General features: G+C 62.5%; 14 protein-coding genes. 2 read left to right on the top strand and 12 right to left on the bottom strand.

The window, feature by feature from the left end; translation table 11 throughout:
* Positions 1 to 208: 208 nt before the first annotated feature.
* Positions 209 to 1,297, bottom strand: a complete 1,089-nt coding sequence (locus ACZZZU_RS07475) for a DUF2855 family protein (protein WP_463550247.1) — start codon at positions 1,295 to 1,297, stop codon at positions 209 to 211.
* A gap of 56 nt (positions 1,298 to 1,353) precedes the next feature.
* Between ACZZZU_RS07475 and ACZZZU_RS07470 the strand changes: the two genes are divergently transcribed.
* Entirely contained in the window at positions 1,354 to 2,025 is a 672-nt protein-coding gene (locus ACZZZU_RS07470) for a TetR/AcrR family transcriptional regulator (protein WP_463550246.1), read from the top strand.
* Positions 2,026 to 2,047: 22 nt separating this feature from the next.
* Here ACZZZU_RS07470 and ACZZZU_RS07465 read toward each other — a convergent pair whose 3' ends face one another.
* From ACZZZU_RS07465 to ACZZZU_RS07435, 7 genes are all read right to left on the bottom strand, one after another.
* Positions 2,048 to 2,416: a PH domain-containing protein gene (locus ACZZZU_RS07465; RefSeq protein WP_463383460.1), complete on the bottom strand. Its 369-nt coding sequence runs from the start codon at positions 2,414 to 2,416 to the stop codon at positions 2,048 to 2,050.
* Positions 2,417 to 2,480: 64 nt separating this feature from the next.
* Positions 2,481 to 2,963 carry a hypothetical protein gene (locus ACZZZU_RS07460; RefSeq protein WP_122493845.1) on the bottom strand — a complete coding sequence of 161 codons (483 nt, stop codon included), beginning with the start codon at positions 2,961 to 2,963 and terminating at the stop codon, positions 2,481 to 2,483.
* Between the two features lie 89 nt (positions 2,964 to 3,052).
* Positions 3,053 to 4,408 (bottom strand): MATE family efflux transporter, encoded by a 1,356-nt coding sequence (locus ACZZZU_RS07455; protein ID WP_122493844.1) that lies wholly within the window; start codon positions 4,406 to 4,408, stop codon positions 3,053 to 3,055.
* 335 nt (positions 4,409 to 4,743) lie between these two features.
* Positions 4,744 to 5,847: an enoyl-CoA hydratase/isomerase family protein gene (locus tag ACZZZU_RS07450; RefSeq protein WP_463550245.1), complete on the bottom strand. Its 1,104-nt coding sequence runs from the start codon at positions 5,845 to 5,847 to the stop codon at positions 4,744 to 4,746.
* 81 nt (positions 5,848 to 5,928) lie between these two features.
* On the bottom strand, positions 5,929 to 6,747 hold the full coding sequence (locus tag ACZZZU_RS07445; RefSeq protein ID WP_463539679.1) for an enoyl-CoA hydratase: 819 nt from the start codon (positions 6,745 to 6,747) through the stop codon (positions 5,929 to 5,931).
* 165 nt (positions 6,748 to 6,912) lie between these two features.
* Entirely contained in the window at positions 6,913 to 7,761 is an 849-nt protein-coding gene (locus ACZZZU_RS07440) for an HDOD domain-containing protein (protein ID WP_463550244.1), read from the bottom strand.
* A gap of 97 nt (positions 7,762 to 7,858) precedes the next feature.
* Positions 7,859 to 8,272, bottom strand: coding sequence for a PaaI family thioesterase (locus ACZZZU_RS07435; protein ID WP_463539677.1), 414 nt, complete (start codon positions 8,270 to 8,272; stop codon positions 7,859 to 7,861).
* 153 nt (positions 8,273 to 8,425) lie between these two features.
* Between ACZZZU_RS07435 and ung the strand changes: the two genes are divergently transcribed.
* Positions 8,426 to 9,118 (top strand): uracil-DNA glycosylase, encoded by a 693-nt coding sequence (gene ung, locus ACZZZU_RS07430; RefSeq protein WP_463550243.1) that lies wholly within the window; start codon positions 8,426 to 8,428, stop codon positions 9,116 to 9,118.
* Positions 9,119 to 9,328: 210 nt separating this feature from the next.
* On the opposite strand, the gene ACZZZU_RS07425 is transcribed toward ung, so the two are convergent.
* Genes ACZZZU_RS07425 through ACZZZU_RS07410 form a run of 4 tightly spaced genes read right to left on the bottom strand, consistent with a single transcriptional unit; the run spans position 9,329 to position 13,249 of the window.
* A complete protein-coding gene (locus tag ACZZZU_RS07425; RefSeq protein WP_463550242.1) occupies positions 9,329 to 10,186 on the bottom strand; it encodes a DUF6279 family lipoprotein in 858 nt (285 codons plus the stop codon).
* A 55-nt stretch (positions 10,187 to 10,241) separates the two neighbouring features.
* Positions 10,242 to 11,282: an AbrB family transcriptional regulator gene (locus ACZZZU_RS07420; RefSeq protein ID WP_463550241.1), complete on the bottom strand. Its 1,041-nt coding sequence runs from the start codon at positions 11,280 to 11,282 to the stop codon at positions 10,242 to 10,244.
* The gene (locus ACZZZU_RS07415; RefSeq protein WP_122493836.1) at positions 11,275 to 12,789 is read right to left on the bottom strand and encodes a tripartite tricarboxylate transporter permease; all 1,515 of its coding nucleotides are present in this window, start codon (positions 12,787 to 12,789) and stop codon (positions 11,275 to 11,277) included. Before ACZZZU_RS07415 ends, ACZZZU_RS07420 begins: the two co-directional genes overlap by 8 nt.
* A 1-nt stretch (position 12,790) precedes the next feature.
* Positions 12,791 to 13,249 (bottom strand): tripartite tricarboxylate transporter TctB family protein, encoded by a 459-nt coding sequence (locus ACZZZU_RS07410; RefSeq protein ID WP_463383455.1) that lies wholly within the window; start codon positions 13,247 to 13,249, stop codon positions 12,791 to 12,793.
* Positions 13,250 to 13,251 lie beyond the last annotated feature (2 nt).

Below are 13,251 nucleotides of genomic sequence, written 5' to 3'. Positions count from 1 at the left end.
GCCCCGCAGATGCGGGGCTTTTTTGTTAATCGACATTCGGCTTCCGGGCCGTCGGCCATGCTGCGTTGAAAGCCAACTTTAAATGCTAAAGCCCGACATTGAGTCGGGCTTTCTCATGGGTTCACGGAAGATTTTGTAGGAGCGGCTTCAGCCGCGATGCTCTTAAACACACCATCGCGGCTAATCGAAACGCCGCCCAGCGCTCCCGCTACAGCTCAACCACATGCCCTTCCTTCGGCGACACCTTGCCGTGGTACAGCTGGGCAATCAGCGCTTGCGCAGCCGGGAAGCCCTGGCTGACGACCACGTCCAGCAGCGGCGTGACCTGATCGTAAAAACGCACCAGCCCCTCTCCGATATGCTCCGACACCTTTTCTGGTCCCCAGTCAGCATTGCGTTTGCGCAGCTGAATCGGCGCGAAGAACAGTTGCGGCTGCGGCCCGGTAATGGCGGTGAGTTGGGCCGGGTCGGTGTTCTGCGCTGAGCCGGCGCAGCAGCTGTAAACCAGGTGCTCGCCGAAGTGTTGGTGGACGCGGTCGCGCAAGGCCAGGTCGCTGGAGAAGTCGACGTACAGCGTCGGTTGATCGTTGGCCAACTGCTCCAACTGCTCATACGCAACGCTCTGCTCGTAGCAGCCCAGGCCGGCGACGAACTCGGTGTTGCTGCCGGAGGTGAGTGCCACGCGCTTTACGCCTGCGTCGTTCAGGCATACGGCCGTGGCGAACGCGGTCTTGCTGGAGGCGCTGGAGAACACCAGGCGGGTGGCGCCGAAGAAGCCGTTGTCCTCGAGGAAGTCGGCCAGCATGGAGGACGTCAGAAACAGCGGCTTAAGCAGAATTTGCAAGTTTTCGGTGCGTGGGTTGTAGAACGTGTCCCAGCTGCAGCGGGTGTATTGGTTGTACGCCGAGGTCAGCACGCGGCGATGGTCGGCGCCGTCGTAGAAACCACGGTCCGTTACGCGTTCGGGCTTCATCCGTAAATGACTGGCAATGGGGAAGTAGCCATAGAAACGCTCGCCAACCGCCACGCCTTCAACCGTCGACGACACCACGTCGGCAAAACCCCACACCGGCACATGACCCAACGCCGCGTCACCGGTGGGGAAGAAGTCCCAATAATTCATCGAGTCGCCAAACGCGGCGTAGGTGATGTTGTTGGTGGTCAGCGACAGCCGATCGAGCTTGACCACCACCTCGCCAGGCCCCGCGCTGAGGTCTTCTTCGTGGGTGCGGATGTGGCTCTGGTCCAGTGCGTTTTTTTCGGTAAGAAGGCGTGTTACGTTGCGGCGATCTGACATGACGGCTCCTGTTTTTTGTGGGGGCAAAGCGTGTCTCCACAGAGTACGAGCTAACCATGAAACGCGGGTTCGGAAACGCCAGCACACCGCCAGCCAGCCCGGTAAAGCCGCGCAGCAAGCCGCTTAAGCGGCCGAGCCAGGCCCGCGCGATCTTCACCGTCGAGGCCATCTTCGAGGCCTTTGTTCGGATTTGGTTGCGCGATGGCTGGAGTGCCTTGACCACCCGCGCCGTGGCACTGGAAGCGGGCGTCGCCATCGGCACCCTCTACGACTATTTCCCCAGCAAGGAAGCGCTGCTGTCGGGCTATGTGCGCTATGGCATCGAATGCATGCTGCAACGCGTGGACGCCGAAGTGGTGCAACCCATCGCACTCAGCTGGCAACAGCGCATCGAGCAATTGCTGGAGGTGTGCTGCAACCCACCGGAACCCGAGCGCTCGATGTTCGGGTATGAGCTGATCGCATTGGAATACAAGATCGCCGAGCGCAAACACCAGCAGCGCGCCTATGAAGAGCTGGCCGGTAAATGGCGTGAGGTGTTTGCCGCCTGCCACGACCTGCCTCGCCAGCCAAGCGGCGAAACCGTGGATGCGTGGCTGGCGGCGGTGTGGGGCGGGCGTCGTTACTGCCTGACTGCGCAGCTCAGTACGGCGCAGCAACAGGCGTGGTTGGCGGAGATGAAAAGCATGTTGGTGCAGCGGGTGGCCGCGTTAGCGGCAGGAGATTAGCGCTCGGGCTGTTGGCGAACCCTTACAGCACGTGTTTGGAAATCAGCTTGGAGATTTCCACCATCGAGGTGCGCCCCGTGAACTCGAACTTCACCCGGCCAACCGAGGAGAAATAGATCTCCAGCTCCGAGTCCAGATCAAACGTGCCTGAGGTTTCGACCGAGTAGGCCACGATGTTTTTGTAAGGCAGAGAGGTGAAGTCTTTCTTGCTGCCGGTGAGGCCTTGGACGTTCACCGCGATGATGCGCTTATTGGTAAACACCACGCCGTCGCGCATGGATTTGTAGGCGTCGATCACCTGTTCACCGTCGACCAGCAGCGCGGTCACGCGCTCGGCGTACTCGTCGTTTTGCTTGAGCTTGAAGAAACCTTTGTTGTTGAAGTCGATCATGCTGCGCTCCTGGCATAGCGGATGACGGGCTAAGCGCGCCCGATAACGTGGCCGACGCGCAGGGCTATCGGTTGCGAGTGCTCAACTGCATTTCTCGCTTGCAGTCGCGGTATCTGATGCTGCCTTGTGGGTAGTCCGAGCAAGCGTCGTTGGTGTCGGTTTTGTCGGGCACGCCGGTTACCACGCTGTCTTCCGCGTCGTCGCGGCGATACGAGTCGGTGGATGTCTGCTCGACAGCAGCGGGAGCCGGTTTGCCTTTCACGCCAAAGGCGTGGAAGTTCGTCTGATTGGGCGTTCTGACCACAGGGTCCGGCAGCTGGTACGCGTCTTTAGGCGCTTGCTTTTCAGCGTCTTCGGGCTGATAGCGAAGGTACGGGACGTCGGCCGGTGGGGCGTCATAGCTCCGATGCTTGGACGGCTGGCTGGTTACGAACAGCGCGAACAAGGCGAAGGTGGAGCAGAAGGCAATCGCCATGCCCCAGCGCAGGGTGGCGGAGGCGCGGTGCTGATTGCGGTAGTGCGAGGAGTTTCTGTAGTGGCTGCCCATTCCCTGAACCTTGTAGTGATGCGCTTACCTGCGCGTGATGGCGCGAATAATGCCGGGGAAATTAGCGCCTGGCTAGCTCAATGCCAGCATCACACCAAGCGTCTGATCTGCCGATGCCGCCACACCAGCCGGTAATACAAAACCTGCAACGCCAGCATGGTCAGGTAGGCCAGGGGAAAGGCCATCCACACGCCTTCGAGGCCGAAGTGGGCGTCGAGCAAATAGGCACCGGGCGTTTGCACGCCGAGGATGCAGAAGATCGAAATGGCCACGGGCACCAACACCACGCCGCTGGCGCGCATGATGCCGCCCACGACGGCTTGGTAACCGAAAATCAGCATGCTCCAGAGCATGATATGCAGCAGGTGTTCGGCTTCGGCGCGGGTGGCCGGGTCGGTGATAAACAGGCCCAGCAACCAGTGCGACAGGCCATAGCCCAACAGCACCAGCGCGCCGGTCAGGTAGGTGTTGATCAGCAGGCCGGTGCGCAAGATGGCGCCGATGCGGTTGGCCTGGCCGGCGCCGATGGCTTGGGCGCCGAGTATGGAGGCGGTGATGGCAATCGACAGCGCGGGGAATTGCACGTAGTTGACGATCTGCGTGACCGCGCCATAGGCGGCAGTGGCTTGCGAGCCGTGGCCGTTGACCAACGCCAGAATCACCAGCTCCGAGAGAGAAATCACCACCATCTGCAACCCCGTCGGCAGGCCGATGCGCATCACCAGACCGATAATCTCGCGGTTTACCCGCAGCGCCCGAAACAGCTCGCGGTCGGGGGCGAGCACGTGGCGTTTGTGTCGCAAGCGCACGGTGAGCAGCACCATCGCCAGCAGGTTACTGAACAGGCCGGCATACGCCGCGCTCTGAATGCCCAATGGCGGTAAGCCCAGCCAGCCTTTAATCAGCGCCGGCGTTAACAGCAAGCCGGCGACGGTCGAGAGAAGCAGCGCCAACAGCGGCGAAACGGTATCGCTGACGCCGCGCAACAGTTGGGTGAACAGCACGAACACCAGCAGCAGCGGCATGATCAGCATCATCACCTGCATGTAGGCGGTGGCGTCGTCCAGCACGTCGGCCGGTGTGCCCAGCGCCACCATGGCCTGACGGGCGAACACCGTGCCGAGCACGGCGGCCAGCACGCCAATCAACGCCCCGAGTGTCAGCGTGGTGCCGGCGATGGCTTTGACCCGCTGCGGTTCATTAGCGCCCCACGCCTGACCGATCAATACCGAGGCGCCGGCGCCCAGGCCGATGACCAGGGCGATAAAGAAAAACACGATGGGAAACATGCCCGACACCGCCGCGAGCGCCTGGGTGCCAAGCATTTGGCCGATGTAAATGCTATTGAGCGTGCCCGACAGCCCTTGCAGGAAGTTGGACAGCACCATAGGAACCAGGAAGAGGGCGTAGACCTGCCACAGCGGGCGTTGAGCGGGGACGTGCATTGGAAAGGCTCAGGGTGCGTGGGCGACCATCTGAGCATGAAAGCGGGGTGGCTTGCATCTGACGTGGCGCTTTGCAGGGCATTTGGTAAAGGAGGCAGCTGTACGCGGGTTGACCGACCGGCCCCATAGACACCGGTACACTTCGCAGTGTCCCGCGCACAGCCGCCATGACGCGGGGTCTGGCGGTTGTTGCAACAGCGGCGGCGACTATAGAAAACCGAGAGTGCGGCGGTCTGGCGGCTAAGGATGGCGGTTGCGTAGGTGAGATAGCCATGGGCCTGGAGAAACACGCCCGCTGCCGGTGACTGTTTCACCGGGCAGCGGCGCGCTGGCGCCTACAAGTCGTGCAGCGGGTGTTCGCCTTCCCAGGTCGGCACAAAGTGCGCGTCGATCACCGAGCGGGGAATGGTCGCCACATCGGGCCAATGCCAGTGCGGGGCGTTGTCTTTGTCGATCAGGCGCGCGCGCACCCCTTCGGCAAATTCAGGATGCCGGCAGCTGTTCAAGCTCATGGCGTATTCCATACGGAACACCTCGGCCAACGACAGATGCTTGCTGCGCTCAATCTGTTCCCAGACCAAATGCGCGGTCAGCGGACAGCCGCCGGCCAGTGTCTTGGCGCCGCGGGCGAGCAAACCGTCGCTGCTGCCTTCCATGGCCACCAGCACTTTCCAGGCGCTGGGCAGGTCGGCGACGTCGAGCAGGTTGTCGATGTGGTTGCGCCGGGGCATCAGTTGAGCGTCGGGCAATTGCTGGTTGGCTTCGTGTTCCAGCGCTTTGAGCAAACTGTTGAGCTGGCGCGCCGGTTGTTCGCTCCAGTTCAGTTGCAGCAGGCCGTCGATTAGCGTGTCTTGCTGGTCGTCGGCCAGGAAACGGTCGGCCCAGCCGAGTAGCAGGGCGTCGTGGGCGTTGACCTGCGTGGCGCTCAGGCCAAGGAACAGCCCGAGCTTGCCCGGCAAGCGGCTGAGGAACCAACTGCCGCCCACGTCGGGGTAAAGGCCGATATTAATTTCCGGCATGGCCAGGCGGCTGCTCGGCGTGACGATGCGGATGCTCGCGCCTTGCAGCAGGCCCATGCCGCCGCCCAGCACATAGCCGTGGCCCCAGCAGATAAAGGGTTTCGGGTAGGTGTGAATGCGGTAGTCGAGGCGGTATTCGTCGCTAAAGAAACGCCCGGCCAGCGGCGGAATTTCGCCCGGATGTTCGCGGCACGCTTCTACCAACTTGCGCACGTCGCCGCCGGCGCAAAAGGCTTTTTCGCCGTTGGCCCGCAGCAATACGCAGGCGATGCTGGGGTCTTGCGCCCACGCCGCGAGCTTGGCGTCCAGCGCCTCGATCATCGGCAACGACAACGCGTTCAGGCTGCTGGCGGCGTCCAATGTGGCGACACCAATACGGGCGCCATGCTGGCCTGCCAGTTCTTCAAAAATCACATTCATAGAAAGCGGTTCCTAAACTCTGCCGTGCTCGGCATATGGCGGGCGGGCGAGCGCTTGCCGTCGCTCGCCCCGGCGAAAGGCTTATTTGTTGCGCCACTGCGGGTCGCGTTTTTCCAGGAACGCGTTGACGCCCTCGCGGGTGTCGTCGGCATCGAAGAGGTCGACGAAGCGCTCGCGCTCTTCAGACAGCCAACTGTTGGGGCCGCGTTCGCGGGCGCCTTGAATCAGCGGTTTGATGGTGCGCACCGCCACCGGACTTTGCCGCGCCACTTTGGCCGCCAGCAACAGCGCATGGCCACGGGCTTCGCCGCTGTCGACCACTTGCTCGACCAGGCCGATGCGCAGCGCCGTGTCGGCATCGACCCGGTCGCCGCACAAAATCATGCGCTTGGCCCAGCCTTCGCCCACCAGCCAGGCCAGGGCCTGAGTGCCGCCTGCGCAAGGCAGCAAGCCGACGGTGGCTTCGGGCAGCGCCATTTGCGCCTGGCGTTCGGCGATGCGGATGTCACACGCCAGCGCGCATTCCAGCCCGCCACCCATGGCATAGCCATTGATGGCAGCGATGGACACACCGCGAAAATCGCGCAGCGCTTCGAATGCTTCGCCGAAGCGCCGAGCCATTTCCCGTGCGCGGCTTTTGTCGCCGTCGGCAAACAGGTTGAGGTCGGCGCCGGCGCTGAAGAATTTGCTGCCCTGGCCGGTAATGACCAACGCGTAAATGTCGTCGTCGTGGTTGAGGTGCTCGATCAGTTGTTTCAGACCAATCAACGATTCCCGGTCCCAGGTATTGGCGGGCGGATGGTTGATAGTCAGCAGGGCAGTGTGGCCATGTTTTTCGACCGTCAGCTTGTGGGTGAGGTCGGCCAGGCCTGGGTGATAGGTTTCGATGGCAGTGCTCATTAACTCGTGTCCCTGTCGTTGGTGGCGGCGCCCCATGGGTAATGGCCGGCGCCTTCAGCAAATGGCACGGCTGAGTATGCAAAAAGTAAGTGGCTTGCGCACCCCGCCGTTTTGCCTGAGCGACGTGTTTTTCCAACCGAAGATTTCGCCAGCCGTGGGTGCCGCTCAAACACTCGGTTTGCCGCCGAGCAGCTTGAACCAGAACGCCACCTCGCCGCCCAACTCGTCGCGCAGCATTTGCGGCGCCAGGTCGTCGGCACGGTCCGCGAGTAAGCGGCGCCAGGCCGGCAGTTGCACCAGCTGTTCGTCGTCGCAGTCGCTGCTCAGCTGCCGCGCCACTTGCACCACGTCCACCAGGTCAGCGTTGCCCTCATGCTGACGCTGCCAGCCGCTGCGATAACGGGCGCAGTCGATCAGCACCGAGGGCAAGCGCCAGGCGGTCAGCACAATCACGCCGACGTCGGCTGACAGCTGATCGCACAAACTTTGCAACTCCTGCGGCTCGCGCGGTACTTCCGGCCAGCGTTCCAGCTCGTCGAGCAACGGCAGGCTGCCGATGTCTTGCAATAAGCCGCCGAGCATGGCGTCTTCCATCGGCAGGCGAGTGAGTTGTTGGGCGAGGCAGGCGCAATACGCACCGCACATCAGCGAAGCGTTCCAGCGCGCGCGAAACACTTTTTGCAACACCGGGTCCTGGCTGGTGAACAGGTGCTCCACGGCAAAGGTCAGCACCAGGTTGTTGACCCGCTGCATGCCGATGCGCGACACCACTTCCTGCAGATTCACGCCCTGGCGGACATTGCGCAGCATGGGGCTCGAGGCGAACTGCAATAAATACGCGGCCAGCGGCGGATTGCTGTGCAGCAGGCGGGTAACTTGCTCCAGCGAGGCGTGGGGCGAATCCAATAACTTGCGCAGGCGCAACGAGGTTTCCGGCATTTGCGGAACCTTGGCGTTGCCCTTGAGGAAGCTCGAGTACAGCGAAAACTTCAGACCTTCGTGGCCGGTCTCCATTAATGCAATCTCCTGGTCTGCTTACCCTTTCAAGCGTAGTAAGCATTTCGCCAGGCGAAGGACCATTGGGCGGCCTTGATGCTGTGCACGGTCGTTTTTACACCCGGGCGATGGTCGCCAAGCCAGTCGCCACCAGCTTCTCGACGCCATCTTTCACGGCGAACACATCGGCACGGCACACGGCTTGGCGTTGCCCGGCCTTGAGCACTTCGCTGCGGCAGATGAGCTTTTCACCGAGCGCCGGCGCCAGCAGGTTGAGTTTGTATTCGCTGGTGACCACATCGCCCACCATCGAGGCCGCCGCCCAGGCGCAACCGCTGTCGACCATAAAGCCGACCACTGCGCCGTGAATGTAACCGTGGTGTTGGCACAGGTCGGGCCGCGCATGCACCTGCAGGCTGACCTTGCCCGGGGCGAAATCCACCAGCTCGGCACCGAGCATATTGGCGAACGTCGAGTGGGCGATGGCCTGTTCCAGGCGTTCGCGGGTAATGCCGGCAGCTGCGTTCATGGCGGTGACTCCGTGGGGTTCGGCTGGAGTCTTGACCCGCCAACGCCTGCCGACAACGTGCATCCAGCACCGTGATGCACGCGCATCACCTCGGGTTGACTTGGCACGCTGCGTTCCTTAGCGTGCGCAGCAGTTTTTTCAAGGGGTAGGCGCATGACCGCAGATGATCGAATCAAGCTCGAAGCAGGCTGGAAAGAGGCGTTGCGCGAGGAGTTCGACAAGCCCTACATGCAAACCCTGAGCGAATTTCTGCGCACCGAGAAAGCCGCCGGCAAAGTGATTTTTCCGCCGGGCCCGATGATCTTCAACGCACTGAACTCCACACCGCTGGATCAGGTGAAAGTGGTGATCATCGGCCAGGACCCTTACCACGGCCCGGGCCAGGCCCATGGCCTGTGCTTCTCCGTGCAGCCGGGCGTACCGACGCCGCCGTCGTTGCAAAACATCTACAAAGAACTCAAGCGTGACCTGAACATCGACATCGCCCCCCACGGGTATCTACAAAGCTGGGCAGAGCAGGGCGTGCTGCTGCTCAATACCTCGCTGACCGTTGAGCAGGCCAACGCCGGGTCGCACGCCAAGAAAGGCTGGCAGCCGTTCACCGACAAAGTCATCGAAGTGGTGAATGCGCGGCCGGGGCATCTGGTGTTCTTGCTCTGGGGCGCCCATGCGCAAAGCAAACAACCGTTGATCGATACCACCCGGCATCTGGTGCTGAAATCCGTGCACCCGTCGCCGTTGTCGGCGCACCGGGGTTTTATCGGCAACGGGCATTTCAGCCGGGCGAATCAGTACTTGAAAGACCGAGGGCTTACGCCGATCAACTGGCAGTTGCCGCCGTTGTAAGGCGGTACACGATCAAAAACTCGAGGCTAAAGCCTCTCCCACAGGAAATGCACTGCACCTCTAGGAGCCAGCTTGCTGGCGAAACCTGCAACCATCGGTGTCGGCCTGAACGACCGCATCGCGACTAAAGTCGCTCCTACAGAAATCAAATGCGTCACTCAGTCCCTGTAGGAGAGGCTTCAGCCTCGATTCCTGCAAACGCCGATTTAACTAAAGCGCCGCCGGGCAAGTCATTTCCGTCACTTGCTTGCGCGCGCCCTGCAGCCGCTCCACCAGGCGCTCGCGCTGCTGCTGGCTGGCGCTGGCGAGCAGGTCGCTGAACAAATCTGCCAAAGCGTTCTGGGCGCCAACGAAGCGTTCGCGGTACGCCGGGGTCGCAACGCTCATGCGGTCTTGCAGCAGGCCTTTCACCTGATCTGGAAACTCTGAACCGCGCCGCTCCCGCACGGCCGCCAGAAACGCCTGTTGCCAGGCACGATTGTTATCTAGCCACGCCTCGTTGTAGTCGCCAAGCTGCTCGGCCCATACCTTCACCCGCGCTTTCTGTTCCGGCTGCAAGCGGCCAAACCACGGCTTGAGCCGTTCTTCCATGCGCTCGCGACGTTCGTCGATCTGCTCCGCGAGCGGAACGCCGAGGTATTCGTCGCGCTGTTCCTCGTTCTGCTTGGCCATGTTCTCGCCTAGCGCCGTGACTTGTTTATCGCTCAAGCCTTGCAGCAATTGAGTGGCGTCGGGTGTGAGGCGCACGGCCACAGCGTCGACGGCACGGCGAAAGGCGCTGAATTGCGCGTCGAACTCGGCGGGGGTTGGATCGGGTTCGGTTGCCAGCTCGGCACTGCGTTGTAGCCAGTCTGCATACAGCGGCATCTGCGTGGTGCAGTGCCAGTTCAGGTGGGTGACCAAGCGCGGTTTGAGCCAGGCTTTCTGCTCGGGTGTGAGGGGAATGTAGTTGTCCAGCGACCAGGGAATCAGCCAGTCGAGGTTGCGGTAGCCCAGGTCCAGGCGGCTGCACGAGGTGAGCAGCGCCAGGCTGATGACCAGCAACACAATGCGCAATCGCGTGGCCATGGGCGGCTCCTCTGCAGATGTACGCAAGCATAGACCCGGCACGGGTGCAGAAGTGCTAGGTGTCGCGTTGGCCCGAATGAGACTGCCAGCGGCGGAACAGCGGCTCGGCCAGGAACAACACCAGCAGCAAGCGCATCACCTGCATGGCGGTTACCAGCGGCACCGACAGTTGCAGGGTTTCGGCGGTCAGGCTCATCTCGGCAATGCCGCCGGGCATCATGCCCAGGGTCAGCGAGCGGATATCCAACTGCGTGAGCCAGCCCAGGCCCAGCGCGCACACGGCGGCAAAGCCAATCATCAGCGCGGTGCCCAGTAAGGTGCGGGCGAGAAAGGAGGGCGCGCGGCGGAAGAAGGCGCGGTCGAAGTGGCAGCCTAGGCCACTGCCGATAAGCAACTGCCCAACCTGACTGGCACCTGGCGGCAAACCAAGGTTCAAGTCGAACAGCATGCTCGCGCCGGCGCTGATAAGCAGCGGGCCGAACAGCCAGGGATTGGGTTGCTTCAAGCGTTGCCACAGCAGCGCCACCGCGCCACCGAGTGGAACCAGTGCAGCGAGCCACAGCCAGTCGACCTGCCCGCTATGGCTGAGCGCCGGGCCATCGCCCATAAAGAATTTGAAGGTGGCCGGCACGCACAGCACCACCGCGACCACGCGCAAGCTTTGGCCTGCGGCCACGCGACTGGTGACGGCGCCGTTGCGCAGGCCGAGGTTGACCATCTCACCGGAACCGCCCGGCATGCTGGAGAAAAACGCGGTGGCGCGGTCCTCGCCGGTGCGGCGCAGAAGCCACACGGCGATGCCGCTGGAGAGGGTGGTGATCAGCGCGCCAAACAGAATCAGCCAGAAGTGCGCGGCGACCTGTTCGACCACCGCGCTGGAGAAGTGCAAACCGATGCCAATGCCGATAATCCATTGCCCGGTTTTGCGTCCGCCCGGCAGATCACGGATCAGCCAGGGCGTGCTGCAACGAAACAGGATGACCGCCACCAGTGCGCCGATCATCCAGGGCAGCGGCCAATGGGCCAGGCTGGCCAGGACGCCACCCACGGCGCCCACCAGCGGCGTCGGCCACCAGGGCCGCCCGTTCTCAGGCATTGGCCACCTCGCGGCGTTGTTTCGCACGGCGGCGCCAGATACGCACAATCGGCAGTGCCAACATCACCACCACCAGCACCCACACGCCCATGGTGATTGGGCTGCCCCACAAAATGCCCAGTTCACCATTGGAGATCGACAGCGCGCGGCGCAGGTTCTGCTCCATCAGCCCGCCGAGAATAAAGCCCAGCAGCAGCGGCGACAGCGGGAAGTCGAGCTTGCGCAGGATGTAGCCGAAGATGCCGATGATCACCATCAGGAACAAATCGAAGGTGGTGGCATGCACGGCGTACACGCCGATGGAGGTGATGATGGCGATCACCGGCACCAGCACCCAGTTCGGCACGTTAAGGATGCGGGTGAACAGACGGATCATCGGAATGTTGAGGATCACCAGCATGAAGTTGGCGATAAACAGCGAGGCGATCAGGCCCCAGACGATGTCCGGTTGTTCCTGGAACAGCATCGGGCCGGGGGTGATGTTGTACAGCGTCAGCGCGCCGATCATCACCGCCGTGGTGCCCGAGCCTGGAACGCCGAGGGTCAGCATCGGCACCATGGCACCGCACGCCGCTGCGCCAATCGCCGTTTCCGGTGCGGCCAGGCCGCGCATGTCGCCCTTGCCGAAATTGCCTTTCTCGCCGGCAATTTTCTTCTCGGTCATGTAGGCCACGGCGCTGGCCAGCGTGGCGCCGGCACCCGGCAATACGCCGAGCACAAAACCCATGAGGCCGCAGCGCAGGTTGACGACAAACACCGACGCCGCTTCTTTCACGTTGAACAACATGCGCCCGGTGGCTTTCACCGCGACGTGGCCGTGGTGGGTTTTTTCCAGCAGCAGCAACATCTCACTGACCGAGAACAGCCCGAGCACCAGCACCACGAACTGAATGCCGTCGGCCACATGAATGCTGTCAAAGGTGAAGCGGTACACGCCGCTGTTGGCGTCGATGCCAATGGTCGACAGGAACAGGCCGAGCAGGGCAGCGATAAAGGTTTTCATCGGCCGGTCGCCGGCCATGCCGCCCAAGGCGACGATGGCAAATACCATCAGCACGAAATACTCCGCCGGGCCGAAGGCAATCGCCCACTTGGCCAGCAACGGCGCAAACAGCACCATGCCGCAAATGGCGATAAACGCGCCGATGAACGAACTCCACGCCGACAGCGACAAGGCCACGCCGGCCATGCCCTGACGAGCCATGGGGTAACCGTCGAGGGTGGTCATCACGGTGGAGGCTTCGCCCGGAATGTTCAGCAGAATCGAGCTGATGCGTCCGCCGTATTCGCAGCCCAAGTACACGGCGGCGAGCAGAATCAGCGCCGACTCAGGCGGCAGGCCGAGGGCAAAGGCCACAGGAATCAGCAGTGCCACGCCATTGATTGGCCCCAGGCCCGGCAGCAGGCCGACGACGGTGCCGATCAGCGTGCCGATCAGCGCGGTAATCAGGTTGTACGGGGTGAGGGCAACGCCGAAGCCTTGGCCCAGATAGCCGAGTGTGTCCATGTCAAAGCTCCAGGAAGTCGAGCACGCCGAGCGGCAGGGGAACGTCGAGGGTGCGGTCGAACAGCACGTACAAACCGATGCTGATCAGCACGGCGGCGATGGCGCTGGGTTTCCAGCGGCCGCCATACAGACGGCCCATCAGCATGCCGACCACGGTGCTGGAGATGATAAAGCCCAGCGGCTCGAACAGCCCGGCGTACACCAGCATCAGGACCACGCAGGCCATTACTTTGCGCAGCGAATCGCGGTCCAGCACCGGCTCGCCTTCTTTGTGTTCGATGTGCGTGGGGCGCAGGGTCAGCCACAGCAAGGCGGCGGCCATCAGCCCGAGCATTAGCAGCGGAAAAGCGCGCGGGCCGACCGGCTCGTAAGAGAACGCGGCCTGGTAGCTCCAGGCCAGGTAGGCAAAAACCAGGCATGCGACTAGCCAGCCCGCACTGAAGAGGCGTTGAAAAAGCATGG

This window comes from Pseudomonas sp. AC136 (assembly GCF_979258585.1).
This window is presented reverse-complemented; position numbering and strand designations above follow the sequence as displayed.